Here is a 15,827-nt window from a genome sequence, read left to right as displayed (position 1 = left end):
GTTTCTTTCGCGGCCTTACTTCTTCGGCGGTGCCAGCGGGCGCAGCGCACCGCAGTCGGCCGACAGCCACTTGCTCGAGGCGTCGAGGTTGATCGTCTCCGGCTTGCCGCCTGCGGTGGTGTTCATCGTCATCTTCGTCGTGTAGGCCTCGGCACTCGTGAAGGTGATGGTGCCTTCGCCGCTGGATGCCGGGTTGGTGCAGGTGAAACCGATCTTCATGGTGTTGCCCACGCGCGGCGAATAGGTGGACTTGCAGTTGCCGTCCTGCTGTGCCGGCAGCGCGTTGGTCTCAGCCATTTCACGGCTGATGCAGTACTTGGCCGTGGTGGTGCCGGGCGCGCCCGCAGCGCCCATCGACACGCCCTGCTTGGCCATCATTTCTTCCATCATCTTGCGCTGCTCGGGGGGCATGGAAGCCATCTGCTTCTGCGCCTGCGCCATCGCCTGCTCCATCTGGCCGCTGCCCGACTTCATCTTGCTGGAGGTCTCCCAGAGACCGGGCTTGACGCTCTGCGCGTAAGCAGGCTGCAGTGCCATGAAGACAGCGCCGAGGGCAGCCGCGCGAAGAATCATCCGGTGTTGCATTCCATGCTCCTTGAGGAAGAAAAAAACAGCGCCGATTGTGCTGGCAGTTCGTGCGCCGGCGCATGCGGCTGGTGAGTGAATGTCACATCAGGTGCGAATCCAGATGCAAATGCGTGGAGTTTTTCACTTCCTCCATGACGGCGTAGGTTCGCGTCTCGCGCACGCCGGGCAGTTGCCAGAGCACCGTGCCTGCGAAAGCACGGTAGGCGGCCATGTCGGCCATGCGCGTCTTGAGCAGGTAGTCGAAGCCGCCGGCCACCATGTGGCATTCCATGATTTCGGGGCGCACCTGCACCGCAGCCTTGAAGGCGTCGAACACATTGGGCGTGGTGCGGTCGAGCAGCACTTCGACGAAAACCATCATGCCGGCGCCCAGCTTGAGCGGGTTGAGCCGCGCTTCGTACCCGAGGATGTAGCCGTCCCGCGTGAGCCGCTGGACGCGCGCGAGCACGGCTGTCGGCGACAGCGCCACGGTCTCGGCCAGCTTGAGATTGGCGATGCGCCCATCCTGCTGCAGCACGGAAAGGATGCGGAGGTCGATCCGGTCGAGTTCGGCAATGGATTCGTTCATCTGAATCAATGGCTATTTACTGAGTGAATTTTGGTGATTAATTCATCGAAAAAGCAATGAATATCCATGAATTCGCCAAAACTCAGGAAAATCCATGCGCCTCCCCAATCCGTACAGGCCCGAGCCGGACATCGTGTCCCGCTGCATTGCGTCGCTGGACGGCGCGCTGGACTGGCCATCTGCCGCCGCGCAGGCGCGGCCGTGGGTCGAGGCTGTCCGCGACAACCCGCCGCCGTTCTGGGCCATGGAAAGCCTGCTGCGTGAATACCCGATCTCCAGCGCCGAAGGCCTCGCGCTCATGCGACTGGCCGAAGCCCTGCTGCGTGTGCCGGATGCGGAAACCGCCATTGCCCTGACGGCCGACCAGCTGGGCCGTGCGGACTTCGCCGGCCCGGAAGATGGTGCGGCGCACGGCGTGCTGGCCGGGCTGTCGGCCAGCGCCATTGCGCTGTCGAAGAAGTTTCTTCCGTCGGACGGCGATGAGCCAGGCCTCGTGAAGAGGCTGGGCTCGCGCACGGTGCTGGCCGCGACGCTGCGCGCGGTGCAGTTGCTGGGCCGCCAGTTCGTGCTCGGCCAGGACATCGACGAAGCGCTGCGCACAGCCGATGCTGCCCGGCGCGGCCAACCGAACCTGCGCCATTCATACGACATGCTCGGCGAAGGCGCTCGCACGGCGAAGGACGCGGACCGCTGCTTTGCCAGCTACCGGCATGCGATCGAACGCATCGCGGCGCAATCCGGGGGCGGCGCAAGCCGTGGCCCGCAGGACAGGGACGGCATCTCCATCAAGCTGAGCGCGCTGCATCCGCGCTACGACCACACGCAGCACGACCGTGTGATGGACGAACTCGTTCCGCGCGTGTGGCAACTCTGCACTCTGGCAGCGCAGGCAGACATCAACCTCACCATCGATGCGGAAGAGGTCGACAGGCTGGAAATTTCGCTCGACGTGTTCGACGCGCTGGTCTCGCGCATCGCGCAGCAGCATCCGCAATGGCAGGGATTCGGGCTTGCGATGCAGGCCTACCAGACGCGCGCGCTCGAACTTGTCGAACATGTCGCTTCGCTTGCGCGGCGTCACCGGATACGCCTGATGTGCCGGCTGGTGAAGGGCGCTTACTGGGACACGGAGATCAAGCGTGCGCAGGAGATGGGCCTGGCCGCTTATCCGGTGTTCACGCACAAACATCACACGGACGCCAGCTATCTGGCCTGCGCGCGCGCGATGCTGGCCGCGAGCGATGTGCTGTATCCGCAGTTCGCCACGCACAACGCAGGCACGATCGCAGCCATCCTGCAGATGGCGTCGGCGCGCAACCCCGCCAGCGGCGCCTGCGCGTTCGAGCTGCAGCGCCTGCATGGCATGGGCGAGGGCATCTACCGCGAAGTCATGAAGAACCCGCAGGTGCAGTGCCGCGTGTACGCCCCCGTGGGCGAGCATCGCGACCTGCTGGCGTACCTGGTCCGCCGACTGCTGGAGAACGGGGCGAACTCGTCTTTCGTACATCGGCTGGCCGACCCGTCGATGCCGGTGGCCGAGTTGCTGGCGTCACCCCTGCATCTCGCACCGGAGTCGGGCCTGCCGCTGCCGGTGGATCTGTTCGGACCTGGCGCACGGCGCAACAGCGCCGGCATGGATTTCAGCGTGGACACCGACGTGCATTCGATGGAAGCCGCGCTGGCGCGGGCACAGGTTGCCGTCGTGCCGGAAGCGGACACCGCATCCGTGGACGCGGCGGTCGAGGCCAGCGTGGCCGCGTTTGCGGCCTGGTCTTCCACGCCGGTGCGGCAGCGCGCACGGATCCTCCGACTCGCCGGCGATGCGTTGCAGGCGCAGATGCCGGACTTCTGCGCGCTGCTCGTGAAGGAGGCGTTCAAGACATGGGGCGATGCCGTGGCCGAAGTGCGCGAGGCGATCGACTTCCTGCGTTACTACGCCGATGAAGCCGAACGCATCATGGCGCCGGTCACGTTGCCGGGGCCGACCGGTGAGCGCAACGAACTGCGCTTGCAGGCACGCGGTCCGTGGGTCTGCATCAGCCCGTGGAATTTTCCATTGGCGATCTTTGCCGGCCAGGTGGCCGCCGCGCTGGCCACGGGCAACACCGTGCTGGCCAAGCCAGCAGAGCAGACGCCTGGCGTCGCGCTGAAAGCAGTCGAACTGTTGCACGCTGCGGGCGTGCCGCAAGACGTGCTGCAACTGCTCAACGGCACGGGCGAAACCGTCGGCGCCGCACTGGTGTCTGCGCCGCACATTGCAGGCGTCGTCTTCACGGGCTCCACGCAAGTTGCCAAGGCCATCCAGCGCGCATTGGCGGACAAGGACGGCCCGATCATCCCGCTGATTGCCGAGACGGGCGGCATCAATGCGATGGTGGTCGATTCGACTGCGCTGCCCGAGCAGGTGGCCGACGCGGTGACGCAAAGCGCGTTCCGTTCCGCGGGACAACGCTGTTCGGCATTGCGTCTGCTGTGCGTGCACGAGAGCGTGGCCGACGCGGTGATCGCGATGGTGGCGGGCGCTGCGTGCGAGCTCCGCGCGGGAAACGCGGCCGACATCGCGACCGATGTCGGCCCGGTGATCGACCGGGAGGCATTCGACGGCATCCAGCGACAGATCGATCGCCTGCGCGTGGAGGCGGTCACGGTGCCGGCATCGTCTCCGCAAGATGCGCACGTCCGCAACCTGATCGGCCCGCATGCTTTCGAGGTGAAGCAGATCGCCGACCTGAAGCAGGAGATTTTCGGCCCGGTGCTGCACATCGTGCGCTGGCGCGGCAATCCGCAGGATGTCATCGACGGGATCAATGCCCTCGGCTTCGGGCTCACGCTCGGCCTGCAGACACGCATCGACAGCAGGGCGGAAGCACTTGCCGCGCGTGCCCGCGTGGGCAATGTCTACGTGAACCGGAACATCATCGGTGCGGTGGTGGGCGTGCAGCCGTTCGGCGGCGAAGGCCTGTCCGGAACAGGGCCGAAGGCGGGCGGGCCGCACTACCTGTACCGTTTCTGCGCGGAACGCACGTTGACGGTGAACACCGCAGCGGCGGGCGGGAATGCCGTGCTGCTTGCGTGAAACGATTCAAGGCAAGAACGCCTTGCGTCGGTAGTTTCGCGCCGCTCGTCCCCGGAATGTCAAACAGCATGTCCCGCATCGTCAAAAAACCTTAAGCGGCACGACGCCCGCGAACCGCATGCCTAGACTGCGCCGCCATGAAAAACAGGCACGCAGGAAGCAGGCATTCTGGCTATACGCTGGTGGAGGCCGGGGTGGTGACGGCGATCGTCTCCATCCTGACGGCGATCGGCATTCCGCAATACCGCGATTTCATGGCGGTGCGATCGATGCAGGCGCACACGAGCCAGCTCACCAACAGCTTCAAGCTGGCACGGACCGAGGCGCTCAAGCACGGCGCGCCGGTCTCCGTCTGCCTGAGTGTGGACGGCGTGAGCTGCGAGACGGACGTGGCCATGCGCGACTGGTCACGCGGCTGGCTGGTGTTCACGGATCACGAGCAGCGTGGCGTGATCGATGCGGGTGACAGCGTGCTGCATGTGCAGGCCGCACTGGAGCGCAGCGGCGGCATCCTGGCCGCCGGCAGCACCCTCTATGTGCTGACCTTCCTGCCGACGGGTGGTGTGGCCGGTGCCCAGAACAGCTTCCGTTTTGCGGTGCCTCCCGGCATCAGCGCGTCGCTGGAGCGGCGCCTGTGCGTCGCCAGTACCAGCGCGTGGCGCATCACGCAGGCGGGGGCATGCTGACCGGGAACCCGCCGGTGTGCCGCCGGGCCCAGCGGGGCAGCAGCCTGCTCGAAGTGCTCGTCGCGATGCTCCTGCTTTCGCTCGCGGTGCTGCCGCTGGCTGGCTTGCATGCGCGCGCCTTGCAGAACACGCGGGTTGCGCAGTACCGCGCGACGGCATCCCTGCTGGCGATGGACTGGAGCGAGCGCATGCGTGCGAACCGGACCGGCGTCGAGGCCGGCGGCTACGACTTCCAGTGGTCCGCCGACGATCCGGGGGACGCCGGTGCGGCTCCGGCCTGTGCTGGCATGGCAATCTGCACGCCCTTGCAAATCGCCATGCAGGACCGCGCGGCGTGGGCCTCCGCGGCGCTCGCTGCCGCGCTGCCTGGCATGCGCATGTCTTCCTCGCGGCAGGTCGATCAGCCCGGCGTCGTGCTGCTGGGGCTGGGCTGGGTGCAGCCGTCCGTGCCCGCATTGTCTTCCGCCGATGAGACATCGTCGGGCAGCGATGCGTGCAGGGAGCAGGCCGGTTCTGCGGCGGGCACGGGCGGATGGCAGTGCCTGGCGATGAGGGTGTCGTTGTGACGCCCCCGTCCTCGCAGCAGGCCGGCCGCTCCATGGTGGAAGTGCTGGTCGCGATGGCGATCGGACTCGTCGTGCTCGGCGCGGTGATGATGTCCACGGCCGGAACGGGTGGCGTGATCCGCACAGGCGACGAGCTCGCGCGACTCGGAGACGATGGCCAGACGGCGCTGAACATCCTCACATCGCAACTGCGGATGGCAGGCTACAGCCCGCCGCGCCAGCAGGTGCGCGGTGGAGACGCCCTGAGGCATTACGACGGCGTGCCGTTGCGCGGCTGTGATCACGGGTTCGTGTCCGTCACGGCCGATGCGGTGGACGCGCTCGCGTGCGCCGCGCCAGGCGGCGCCGGCCATGCTGCGGTGAGCATCCTCTACGAAGCGGATGTTTTCGATACCTACCCCGGAACGGCAGGCCGCCCCACCAACTGCCTTGGCAACCAGCTGGGTTTCGCGGAGTCGGCGCTGGGCCAATACACCCTGGCCGAGAACAGGTTCTTCATCCGCACGCAGCCCGCGACCGGCAACCCCGCGCTCTACTGCGCAGCCAGCAGCGGCGCCGGATTTTCGTCCCAGCCGTTGGTGGACAACGTCGAAAGCCTGGTGATGACGTGGGGTGTGGCCGATCCGGTCACCGACAAGCTGGGCCGCCGCATGCCGGCAGGTGATGCGGTGCGCGACCTCACGGCAGCGGAGATCGACACGCTCTACGCCGACGATCCGCTGCGCTGGTCCCGCGTGGTGCGCGTGCGCATCTGCCTGGTCATGCGCAGTCCGAAAGGCCTGGCGGCAGAGGCGGTGGCGCACACCGGATGCGATGGCAAGACCGTCATGCCAGCCGATGCGGCCGATCGCCGTCTTCGTCGCGCCATGTCTGCCACCGTGCATTTGCGCAACCGGAGCGGCGACACATGAGGACGCTTTCGCGTGGCGTGGTGCTGCCAGTCGCGCTGATCCTGATGGCGGTCATGGCTGTCAGCGCACTGGCCGTCTTCCGTACGTCGCTGGTGGCGGGCACTTTCGGCAACAACCAGCGGCTCCAGCATCTGGCATTCCAGGCGGCGGAGACCGCGCTGGCCCATTGCGAATCGAAGATCGGGCGTGTGGACGAACGGGGTGAAGCGATGGTCCCCGTGCTGCCTGCCTCCGGCGCAGGAGACGTCGAGCCTCGCCGATGGGCGTCGCTGGTGAACTGGCAGGCGCCGACTTCAATGGCGCTCGACGTCGCGCCGGATCTTTCCAACCCGCCGGACGCGAATGCCGGCGCATCGGCGCAGGCCGGGGCGCAGTGCCTCGTCGAGGAAATCGCCTTGCCCGGCAGCGACTCCTCAACGGGAAACAGCGCGTCGCCGTTTCATCAGGTGACGGCGCGGGGATGGGTTGCCGGGGCGCAAGTCTGGTTGCAATCGGTCGTGCAGCACCAGAAGCCGGATGCATGGCCGGGCAGTCCGGACGGCTCCAGGAATCCGCAGATCCTGCTGCGCTCCCGGGCCGTGCTGCACAGACCGCAAGCGCACACCGTGTCGGCCGGTGCCACGTCGTCGAGGAGCGCCACCGTTTCGGCACGCCGTGTCGAAGCGGTGGATCGCGAGCAGCCCATGCCGTGGGACTTCGACGCAACGAGCGACGAAGCGCTCGGCGCAGCCATCGTGAACGTCGAGACCGGCCTCATGCGCAATGGCCGGCAGGCAGTGCTGTTCGGCAACGGCATGGGCGGCGCTGGTGGTATCGCGCGGCTGTACATCCTCGACCTCGCAACCGGCCTGCTGATGCGGCAGATCGATGCACATCCAGGCCCCGCCAATGGGCTCACGGGCATCCGTGCAGTCCGGAATGCGGAAGGGCACATCGTCGCCATCTACGCCGGTGATCTGCTCGGGCATCTGTGGCGATTCGATCTGTCTTCCGTCACGCCATCGCAATGGCACGTAGCGCTCGAAGGCAAGCCGTTGTTCACCGCCGTGGATGACGAAGGCGTGCCGCAAGCCTTTGTCGCCCCGCCAGAGGTCGCGCCACATCCGCAGGGTGGCTTCCTGGTGATCGGCGGCACGGCCCTGCCACCGGGCATGTCCCCGGGCGCCGCAACGGCCGGCATTGCGCAGCAGCAGGCGCTGTATGGCATCTGGGATCGCAGCCGGCTGGGGGCGGCCGCGAATGCGTCGGCCGCCGAAGTGGCGCCTGTCGAGCGCGGTCAACTGGCGACACACACGCTCGCGCCTTTGCCGGGCTCCGGATTCGAGACGGTGGTCGCGCAGAAGATCGACTGGAAGAAGCATCGGGGCTGGCGATTGCCGTTGCCGCCGGGCGTGTCCGATACGCGAGGCCCCGGTTTCGTTCGCGGCGTCGTACGGTTCCGGCTGTCCACGCCCGACAGTCTCGAATCGATCGAGTTGCAGCTGGACCCGTTGACGGGTGGCATGACACAAGAACCGCTGTTCGACACCAATGGCGATGGCATGGTGGATGCATTCGACGCAACAGTCGCCGGGGTGCGTGTTCGCGCCGGCGAGGGCCCTGCCGTCAATGCGCACGGAAAGTCGCAGTTGAAGACCCCATCGGGCCGCACGGTGCTCGTGGACCCGGGCGAATTCCGGCCGGGGCGCAGCTGGCGGCAGATCGTGAATTTCCCGCAATGAACCGCCAGGGTTTGCACCTTCGCGTGAAGCCACGGGGCTTCTCGCTTCTGGAGTTGTTGATCGTCCTCGGTCTCATGGCGATCCTTGCAGCCGTATCGATTCCTTCATACCGCGATCACGTCCGGCGTGCGCATCGCGCGCAGGCGCGCGTGGCGCTGCTGCAGGCGGCGCAGTTCATGCAGCAATTCCACGCCACCCACGACCGCTTCGACCGTCGTTCCGACGCCGCCTCCGGCACGGCGATCGAGATTCCCGAGGCCTTGCGGACCGTACCGGCCAATGGCGCGCCGAGCTATCGCGTGTCACTCCAGTCCGCCGATATGGCGAACTACGTGCTTGCGGCAACACCTGTGGGTGTCATGACGGACGACCCGTGCGGCACGCTCACGCTGGACAGCAAGGGCGCGCAGGGCGCTGCAGGATCCACTGCCCATCGCTGCTGGCACTGAGCGAGGGCGCGCACAGTCAAGAATTGTCAAATCGCTTTCAATGACAAGGTCTCCCGTCAAGAATTGCCTTGCAGGTCTTGACATTCGCGATCAGGAACCGGGAATACCAACTAGACGAGGGACGTCATGCGCATCGCTGTACTGGAGGACGACAACTCCCAGCTCGAGTTGATTCGTGCCATCGTCCAGGCGCTGGGCCATGATTGCCACCCTTTCGAAAGCGGTCTGGACATCCTCGACGCGCTGGGCAGGGAAAGCTACGACCTTCTCGTCCTTGACTGGGGCGTGCCCGGCGCCACGGGCTTCGAAGTCGTGAAGTGGGTCCGAGCGAATCTCGACCATCGCGTGCCTGTGCTCTTCGTGACCGACCACACGCAGGAGCAGGATGTCGTGGCTGCGTTGTCGGCTGGCGCGGACGACTACATGGCCAAACCGGTGCGTGTCGCCGAACTGCTGGCGCGGATGAATGCACTGTTGCGGCGGACCTATCCGCACGCCTTGCGCAAGACCGTGGAACTGGGCGGCTACCGGCTGGACCTCCAAACGGCGCGGGTCCGGCACAACGGTGAGCCAGTCGAACTCAAGCTGAAGGAGTTCCTGCTCGCCTACAACCTGTTCTCCAACCCGGGCCGGCTGCTGACGCGCGGTTATCTGCTCCAGGCTGTCTGGGGCGCGGACGCCGACGTCAGCTCGCGGTCGCTGGACACGCACATCTCGCGCGTCCGCAGCCGCCTCAACCTGCGGCCGGAGAACGGCTTTCGCCTGCTGGCTGTCTACAGCCACGGCTACCGGCTCGAGTGGCTCGGCGCATGAAGGCGCCTGCGTTCTGGCGATGGGCGCCGGCAGTGGCCGTTCTGCTGCTTGCCATGCTGGCGGGCTGGGCCGGGAGCATGGGGGGCTTCACGCGCTTGGACAACGTCGTGTCGGACTGGGCGCTGCAGCACAACGGACGCACCCCGGATCCGGACATCGTCATCGTGGCCATCGACGACGAAAGCCTGGCCAGTGTCGGGCAGTGGCCGTGGCCGCGCGACGTGCACGCCCGGCTGCTCAACCGACTGTCGGCGGCCATGCCCGCGGCCATCGGCATCGACCTCCTGCTCTCCGAACGCGCGCAGTCGGGCGAGGCATCCGATGCCGTGCTCGCACAGGCGATGGCCCATGCGGGAAATGTGGTGCTGCCCGTCACCATGTACGTGCCGTCGGGCGGCGACCCCGTTCCGTCATTGCCGCTGCCGGAGTTCTCGCAGGCTGCGGCGGCCATCGGCCATGTCCACTACGAACTCGACAGTGACGGCATGCTGCGCAGTACCTTCCTGCGCGAGGGTGTGCAGGCGCACCAGTGGGATCACCTGGCGCTCGCATTGTTGCGCGTGGCCGGCAAGGCCCCCTCGCCCGAGCGGGGGCTGCCCGGTCTCCGCGCACCTCCGGCACATGCGCAAAACGGCCTTGAAGCATCGAAAGACTGGCTTCGTGACTACTGGATCCAGATCCCCTTTGCGGGGCCGCCGGGGCATTTCAGGACGCTCTCGTATGCCAATGTCCTTGCCGGGCGTTTCGACGCCCAGGACGTGCAGGGAAAAATCATCGTGATCGGCGCGACCGCTGCCGGAATGCGTGATTCGTTTCCGACGCCGGTGTCCGGAGCGCACGCGGGGATGGCGGGCGCGGAGATTTCGGCCAATCTCGTGGATGCACTGAAGAATGGTGTCCATCTGCGGCGTGCGACGGCGTTCGAGAATGCAATCTTCAACACCGTGCCGGGGCTTCTGGCCCTGCTGGTCCTGCGGCGTTTCAGTGTCCGGCTGGCGCTACCCGCGATCCTCGGGCTGCTCATGGCAATCCCCGTGGTTGCTGTCGCGCTGCACCGCCCGCTGGGCATCGCTTTTGCCCCCATGGCCGGCATGTTCAGTGTGGCGCTGGCTTATCCCGTCTGGAGCTGGAGCCGCCTCGAACTGGCGATGCAGTATCTTTCCGAGGAATTCCAGCGTGTGCGCAAGGATGCGTTCACGCTCGGGCCGAAAACCCCGAAGACGGAGGGTGACCAGCTGGATCAGCGCATCCAGTCCCTGCAGATGGCGGCGCAGCAATTCCGCTCCCTGCATCACTTCGTGCGGGGAAGCCTGAACAGCGTGCCGGACACCATATTCGTCACCGATGCCCGCGGCAGCGTGACGCTGGCCAACCTGGCAGCGGCCAGCCGCTATGGTGTCGCCCAGCCAGCCATGCTGCACGGCCTTGCCATCGACGAGTTGCTGGCGCGGCAGGCACAGTCCATCCGTCGCGATCTCCCGCGACTCGACTCGATGCACGACACGAGGGCCTTCGCACTCGAAACGAGGGAGGATTCGCAGGACGATGACCTGCTGGTCAAAGGCGTCCCGCGCACCGGCCCCGACGGTGAACTGCTGGGCTGGATCGTCTCGATGGTCGACATTGCCAGCGTGCGGGAAGTCCAGAGGCGGCGGGACGAAGCGCTGCGTTTCATCTCGCACGACATCCGCGCGCCGCAGTCGTCCATTCTCACGCTCATCGAGCTGCGACGGGGCCGGCTGAAGAGCCTGGACGAGGTTCCGGAAGTGCTCGACCGCATCGAAGGGCTGGCCCGGCAGTCGCTCAAACTGGCCGAGGATTTCCTGCACCTTGCAAAGGCGGAATCCGGCATCTACATCTTCGAGCTGGCGAACCTTTCCGATCTGGTGCTCGATGCTGCGGACCAGCTGTGGGTCCAGTCGACTGCGGCGCAGATCCGGATCGAGACCGATCTCCCGGATGAACCGGTCTACTGCCCTGTGGAGCGGTCGCTGTTCACGCGCGTCATCGTCAACCTTCTCTCCAACGCCATCAAGTACAGCGCCACCAGCTCGGTCGTGCACTGCTCGCTCCGCTGTGAAGGCGGGTGGGTGGCGATCAGCGTGAGGGATCAGGGAGTCGGCATCGAGCCGCACGAGATTCCGCTGCTGTTCCAGCGGTTCAGACGGCTCACATCCGCTGGCCGGTCACAGGCGGATGGTGCCGGTCTCGGCCTCACTTTCGTGAAAGCGGTGGTCACGCAGCACAAGGGACAGGTGGATGTGTCGAGCCAGGTCGGGCGGGGAACGGAGTTCCGTCTCCGCATCCCGCTTCCCGATCAGCCTTTGCCGGATGACTTGTCCGATCCCGGGAGGGCTTGAGAAGGAAATTCATGCAAGGGATCTTGATTTAAACATTCTTTGCAATGTTGATGGCAAATCGCCTTGCCTCTTCCCAAGTGGTCAACGAAACTTTCATTGCTGCTGCTTTTCTCCAATGGTGGCGCAGCCGCGCAAGCTCGCTCGCCGTTCCCTCAGAACGGTTCGCACCATTCCCCCCTTTGAGCTTTGCGTGTTGGGCCTGCTTCGTGCAGGCCTTTTTTTCAACGCGTCGAATTGTCAAACATTGAAAATTCAAATGTTGGAAATTGTCAATTCACTATCCGTGCTTGCTGTTGACTTTTAGAGTCCGCCTCCTGTGTGGTCAGCGTTCGTTTGCACGACCGGCACCCAACTCAATCCTGGAGGAAAGCAAATGAAGAAATACGCAGCGGAACTGATCGGAACTTTCTGGCTTGTGCTGGGCGGCTGCGGCAGTGCCGTGTTGGCCGCAGCCTTTCCTCAACTGGGCATCGGGTTGCATGGCGTGTCGCTGGCATTCGGTCTTACCGTGCTGACCATGGCCTATGCCATCGGACACATCTCCGGCTGTCACCTGAATCCGGCGGTCAGCGTGGGTCTGTGGGCGGCAGGGCGCTTCCCCGGTCGTGAGCTCCTGCCTTATGTCGTCGCGCAAGTTGCCGGTGCCGTGATTGCTGGCGCCGTCCTGTATGTCGTCGCCAGCGGCAAGGCCGGCTTCGACGTGACGGCCGGTTTCGCGTCCAACGGATTCGGTGAGCATTCGCCTGGCGGCTACTCCATGCAAGCGGCGCTGGTGACAGAAGTGATCATGACCGCCATGTTCCTCTTCATCATCCTCGGCGCGACCAGCCGTTCTGCGCCCGCAGGCTTCGCGCCCATTGCCATCGGCTTCGGTCTGGCGCTGATCCATCTGATCAGCATCCCCGTGACCAACACGTCCGTGAACCCGGCGCGCAGCACCGGCGTAGCGCTCTTCGCGGGCGGTTGGGCTGTGCAGCAGTTGTGGCTGTTCTGGGTCGCTCCGCTGGCGGGTGCCCTCCTCGGCGCCTTGATCCACCGCACCGTCGGCGACCGCAACTGACGCGATCCCGATCATCGCTTTCCATAGGGAGGTTTCATGTATCTCAAGGTCTACCGGCTGGTGCCGCGCGAGCTGTCCATCGACAAACTTGCCCGGCAGGCGCATGACGCGCGCGGCGAATCAGGCTTCAAGGCGGTCATGCAGGCTGCCGACCGCCAGATGGTCTATGCCTGCGAATCTTCCGAACTCGCGGCCATGCACTCCGAGGAACTGCTGTGGGCACCACGCCCCAGGACGGAGCTGCTGCGCGAAACCATTCTTTTGCCGCAGGAGCCTGGCATCCATGCCACGGCCAGCGTCGAGGATGCGTGGCTGGTGGATCTGGCGAGCCGGCCTCCGCGCCAGTTGTGCTTGCGCATGGCGAAGGAATGCCTCCTGAGCCTCTGGATTCCCACCACCGAACCCGGAAACCAGCATGTGGTGATGGTGAACGTGCTGCACCCGGCATATGAACGCGTTCAGGTACAGGCGCGCTCCATCACGCTCGTGCGGCCAATCCTGCGCACGCGCATAAGCCCCGACGCGGAGTCCGTGCACATGAGCAACGGAGTGGTCGAGTACGCCTGATTCAGAACCGTGGCAGGTCCGCGTGCGGCAACTGGCCGCCGCGGATCACCATCTTCCCGTACTCGGCACATCGCTGCAGTGTCGGGATGACCTTGCCGGGGTTGAGCAGCCCGGCGGGGTCAAAAGCGCGCTTCACGCCGAACAACTGTTCGCGTTCCCCTTCTGTGAACTGCACGCACATGCTGTTGAGCTTTTCAACGCCAACGCCGTGCTCGCCTGTGACCGTACCGCCCATGGCAACGCTTGTCTCCAGGATGTCAGCGCCAAACTGTTCGCAGCGATGCAACTGGTCTGCGTCGTTCGCGTCGAAGAGGATCAGCGGGTGCAGATTGCCATCGCCCGCGTGGAAAACGTTGGCGCAACGCAGTTGGTATTTCTTCTCCATCTCCTGAATGGCCAGGAGGATGTCGGCAAGCCGACGGCGCGGGATGGTCGAATCCATGCACATGTAGTCGGGGCTGATGCGGCCCGACGCGGGGAACGCATTCTTTCGGCCACTCCAGAAGCGCAGCCGCTCTGCCTCGTCGCGGCTCACCGCAATCGCGGTTGCGCCCGCCGTGCGCAGCACTTCGCTCATGCGGCCGATTTCCTCTTCCACTTCCTCGGGCGTTCCGTCGCTCTCGCAGAGCAGGATGGCCTCGGCCGACAAGTCGTAACCCGCGCGCACGAAGTCTTCCACGGCGGCGGTCATGGGCTTGTCCATCATCTCGAGGCCCGCGGGAATGATGCCGGCGGCGATCACCCGGGCTACCGCGTCGCCGGCCTTGCGGACATCGTCGAAGCTCGCCATGATGCAACGCGCCAGTTGCGGGCGTGGCACCAGCCGCACGGTGACTTCGGTCGCCACGGCGAGCATGCCTTCGCTGCCGATGAGGATGCTCAGCAGGTCGTAGCCCGAGACGTCCAATGCCTCGCTGCCGAACTCCACGGGGTCGCCTTGCATCGTGAAGCCACTGACCTTGAGCACGTTGTGCACGGTGAGACCGTACTTGAGGCAATGCACGCCGCCGGAATTCTCTGCCACGTTGCCGCCGATCGTGCAGGCAATCTGGCTTGATGGGTCGGGGGCGTAGTACAGCCCATGCGGTGCGGCAGCCTCGCTGATGGCGAGATTGCGCACGCCGCATTGCACTTTCGCGGTCCGGCTCGCAGGGTCGACGCGCAGGATGCGGTTGAACTTGGCGAGGGACAGCGTCACGCCCTCGCTGTGCGGCATGGCCCCGCCAGACAGGCCGGTGCCGGCGCCACGCGCCACCACCGGCACGGCCAGCGCATGGCAGGTCTTCAGGACGGCCTGGACCTGCTCGTATGTTTCGGGCAACGCCACAACGAGCGGCCGGGCGCGGTAGGCGGTCAGGCCGTCGCATTCATACGGCGTGGTGTCCTCCGCTGTCCAGAGCAGCGCATGCGCCGGCAGGTGCGCGAGGAGGGCCTGCACCACCTGCTTCTGGCGGCTGGCGCGGTCGGTCTGCGACGTGGCAATGACCACGCCCTGTTCCACGGGAGCGTTCATGCCCCCACTGTAGTCCGGTCGACAACCGGTGGGGTGAAGAATTTTTCAGCGTTTGCTGAAACTCAGCTCACCGATTTCTTCAGCCACTCGGCGAAGGCGGCGCATTCCCAGCGATCCATGGCGCCCGTGCGCCAGCACAGGTAGTGCGCGTGCGGGCTCGGCACGTTGCGGTCGGACAGGCGGACCAGCGAGCCGTTTTCGATCCAGGGCTGGCCGAGTTTCAGGCGAACAAGTCCCAGGCCCAGTCCCTGCGCTGCAGCGTCGCAGATGAGCCCGACGTCGTTGAACGATGAGCCGTCCGCCGGCTCCGGCCAGTCGAGTCCGTGCGCGGCGAACCAGGTGCGCCATGGTTCCAGCGGTGAACGCAGCAGCTGGGCACCCAGCAAATCTTCCACCGAATCGAAGGGGCCGTTCTCGCGCAGGTAAGTGGGCGAGCCCAGCACGGTCACCTCGTCCTTCATGATGCACAGGTGCTCCATGTCGGCATAGCGGCCGGTGCCGAAGCGGATGACCAGGTCAGCATCTTCCGCCACGACGTCCAGCAGCGGGATGCTGACCTGCAGCGTCAGGTCGATCTCCGGATACGCCTCGCGGAACTGCCGCAGCCGCGGGATCAGGATGGAGCGCGCGAAGGTCGGCGTGACGGCCAGTCGCAGCTTGCGCTTGCCCGGCGACATGTCGCTGCCCGGAAAGCGCGAGAGGATCGCCAGCCCTTCGCGCACATGCGCCAGGTACTCGATGCCTTCGGTGGTGAGCGAGAAATCGGCGCGGCCGAACAGCTTGGTGCCCAGGATCTGCTCGAGCTGCCGCACGCGGTGGCTGACCGCGCTCGGTGTGACGCACAGTTCCTCGGCCGCCTGCGTCACGCTGCGCAGCCGCGCGAGCGCCTCGAACGTGAGCAGGCACTGGACCGGGGGGATGCGCTGTCCGGTGCCGGCCGTGGCCATGG

14 protein-coding genes are annotated in these 15,827 nt (G+C 65.7%); 10 read left to right on the top strand and 4 right to left on the bottom strand.

Annotated features, from left to right (window positions below; all coding sequences use genetic code 11):
• Nucleotides 1-15: 15 nt before the first annotated feature.
• Nucleotides 16-585 carry a DUF3617 family protein gene (locus tag ACO2Q9_RS06980; protein ID WP_423309665.1) on the bottom strand — a complete coding sequence of 190 codons (570 nt, stop codon included), beginning with the start codon at nt 583-585 and terminating at the stop codon, nt 16-18.
• Nucleotides 586-667: 82 nt separating this feature from the next.
• Nucleotides 668-1,156 carry an Lrp/AsnC ligand binding domain-containing protein gene (locus ACO2Q9_RS06975; protein WP_423309661.1) on the bottom strand — a complete coding sequence of 163 codons (489 nt, stop codon included), beginning with the start codon at nt 1,154-1,156 and terminating at the stop codon, nt 668-670.
• Between the two features lie 94 nt (nt 1,157-1,250).
• On the opposite strand from ACO2Q9_RS06975, the gene ACO2Q9_RS06970 reads away from it, so the two are divergent.
• The 10 genes from ACO2Q9_RS06970 to ACO2Q9_RS06925 all read left to right on the top strand — a co-directional run bounded on the left by ACO2Q9_RS06970 (nt 1,251) and on the right by ACO2Q9_RS06925 (nt 13,365).
• Nucleotides 1,251-4,232, top strand: a complete 2,982-nt coding sequence (locus ACO2Q9_RS06970; protein WP_423309659.1) for an L-glutamate gamma-semialdehyde dehydrogenase — start codon at nt 1,251-1,253, stop codon at nt 4,230-4,232.
• A 137-nt stretch (nt 4,233-4,369) separates the two neighbouring features.
• Nucleotides 4,370-4,918, top strand: coding sequence for a GspH/FimT family pseudopilin (locus ACO2Q9_RS06965; RefSeq protein WP_423309656.1), 549 nt, complete (start codon nt 4,370-4,372; stop codon nt 4,916-4,918).
• A complete protein-coding gene (gene pilV / locus ACO2Q9_RS06960; protein WP_423309652.1) occupies nt 4,912-5,484 on the top strand; it encodes a type IV pilus modification protein PilV in 573 nt (190 codons plus the stop codon). Before ACO2Q9_RS06965 ends, pilV begins: the two co-directional genes overlap by 7 nt.
• Complete coding sequence (locus ACO2Q9_RS06955; protein ID WP_423309649.1) at nt 5,481-6,395, top strand: PilW family protein; 915 nt, start codon at nt 5,481-5,483, stop codon at nt 6,393-6,395. Before pilV ends, ACO2Q9_RS06955 begins: the two co-directional genes overlap by 4 nt.
• The gene (locus tag ACO2Q9_RS06950) at nt 6,392-8,116 is read left to right on the top strand and encodes a PilC/PilY family type IV pilus protein (RefSeq protein ID WP_423309645.1); all 1,725 of its coding nucleotides are present in this window, start codon (nt 6,392-6,394) and stop codon (nt 8,114-8,116) included. The genes ACO2Q9_RS06955 and ACO2Q9_RS06950 overlap by 4 nt, the downstream gene beginning before the upstream one ends.
• Entirely contained in the window at nt 8,113-8,565 is a 453-nt protein-coding gene (locus tag ACO2Q9_RS06945; RefSeq protein ID WP_423309640.1) for a type IV pilin protein, read from the top strand. Before ACO2Q9_RS06950 ends, ACO2Q9_RS06945 begins: the two co-directional genes overlap by 4 nt.
• Nucleotides 8,566-8,691: 126 nt before the next feature.
• Nucleotides 8,692-9,378, top strand: a complete 687-nt coding sequence (locus ACO2Q9_RS06940) for a response regulator transcription factor (protein WP_423309636.1) — start codon at nt 8,692-8,694, stop codon at nt 9,376-9,378.
• Complete coding sequence (locus ACO2Q9_RS06935; protein WP_423309634.1) at nt 9,375-11,738, top strand: CHASE2 domain-containing protein; 2,364 nt, start codon at nt 9,375-9,377, stop codon at nt 11,736-11,738. The genes ACO2Q9_RS06940 and ACO2Q9_RS06935 overlap by 4 nt, the downstream gene beginning before the upstream one ends.
• Before the next feature lie 373 nt (nt 11,739-12,111).
• A complete protein-coding gene (gene aqpZ / locus ACO2Q9_RS06930) occupies nt 12,112-12,798 on the top strand; it encodes an aquaporin Z (protein ID WP_423309632.1) in 687 nt (228 codons plus the stop codon).
• 36 nt (nt 12,799-12,834) lie between these two features.
• The gene (locus ACO2Q9_RS06925; protein ID WP_423309630.1) at nt 12,835-13,365 is read left to right on the top strand and encodes a hypothetical protein; all 531 of its coding nucleotides are present in this window, start codon (nt 12,835-12,837) and stop codon (nt 13,363-13,365) included.
• A 1-nt stretch (nt 13,366) separates the two neighbouring features.
• Here ACO2Q9_RS06925 and ACO2Q9_RS06920 read toward each other — a convergent pair whose 3' ends face one another.
• A complete protein-coding gene (locus ACO2Q9_RS06920) occupies nt 13,367-14,878 on the bottom strand; it encodes an FAD-linked oxidase C-terminal domain-containing protein (RefSeq protein ID WP_423309628.1) in 1,512 nt (503 codons plus the stop codon).
• A 62-nt stretch (nt 14,879-14,940) separates the two neighbouring features.
• On the bottom strand, nt 14,941-15,825 hold the full coding sequence (locus ACO2Q9_RS06915) for a LysR substrate-binding domain-containing protein (RefSeq protein WP_423309626.1): 885 nt from the start codon (nt 15,823-15,825) through the stop codon (nt 14,941-14,943).
• Nucleotides 15,826-15,827 lie beyond the last annotated feature (2 nt).

The sequence above is a fragment of the Variovorax sp. VNK109 genome (assembly GCF_049445855.1).
In the GTDB taxonomy this organism is placed as follows: Bacteria; Pseudomonadota; Gammaproteobacteria; order Burkholderiales; family Burkholderiaceae_C; genus JAGOCV01.
This window is presented reverse-complemented; position numbering and strand designations above follow the sequence as displayed.

What these genes read in the sequence shown, in the direction of transcription:
- ACO2Q9_RS06925 (WP_423309630.1), top strand. Translation starts at nt 12,835, where the DNA reads ATGTATCTCAAGGTCTACCGGCTGGTGCCGCGCGAGCTGTCCATCGAC.
- ACO2Q9_RS06965 (WP_423309656.1), top strand. Translation starts at nt 4,370, where the DNA reads ATGAAAAACAGGCACGCAGGAAGCAGGCATTCTGGCTATACGCTGGTG.
- ACO2Q9_RS06940 (WP_423309636.1), top strand. Translation starts at nt 8,692, where the DNA reads ATGCGCATCGCTGTACTGGAGGACGACAACTCCCAGCTCGAGTTGATT.
- ACO2Q9_RS06920 (WP_423309628.1), bottom strand. Translation starts at nt 14,878, where the DNA reads ATGAACGCTCCCGTGGAACAGGGCGTGGTCATTGCCACGTCGCAGACC.
- ACO2Q9_RS06980 (WP_423309665.1), bottom strand. Translation starts at nt 585, where the DNA reads ATGCAACACCGGATGATTCTTCGCGCGGCTGCCCTCGGCGCTGTCTTC.
- ACO2Q9_RS06975 (WP_423309661.1), bottom strand. Translation starts at nt 1,156, where the DNA reads ATGAACGAATCCATTGCCGAACTCGACCGGATCGACCTCCGCATCCTT.
- aqpZ (WP_423309632.1), top strand. Translation starts at nt 12,112, where the DNA reads ATGAAGAAATACGCAGCGGAACTGATCGGAACTTTCTGGCTTGTGCTG.
- ACO2Q9_RS06950 (WP_423309645.1), top strand. Translation starts at nt 6,392, where the DNA reads ATGAGGACGCTTTCGCGTGGCGTGGTGCTGCCAGTCGCGCTGATCCTG.
- ACO2Q9_RS06945 (WP_423309640.1), top strand. Translation starts at nt 8,113, where the DNA reads ATGAACCGCCAGGGTTTGCACCTTCGCGTGAAGCCACGGGGCTTCTCG.
- ACO2Q9_RS06935 (WP_423309634.1), top strand. Translation starts at nt 9,375, where the DNA reads ATGAAGGCGCCTGCGTTCTGGCGATGGGCGCCGGCAGTGGCCGTTCTG.
- ACO2Q9_RS06970 (WP_423309659.1), top strand. Translation starts at nt 1,251, where the DNA reads ATGCGCCTCCCCAATCCGTACAGGCCCGAGCCGGACATCGTGTCCCGC.
- pilV (WP_423309652.1), top strand. Translation starts at nt 4,912, where the DNA reads ATGCTGACCGGGAACCCGCCGGTGTGCCGCCGGGCCCAGCGGGGCAGC.
- ACO2Q9_RS06915 (WP_423309626.1), bottom strand. Translation starts at nt 15,825, where the DNA reads ATGGCCACGGCCGGCACCGGACAGCGCATCCCCCCGGTCCAGTGCCTG.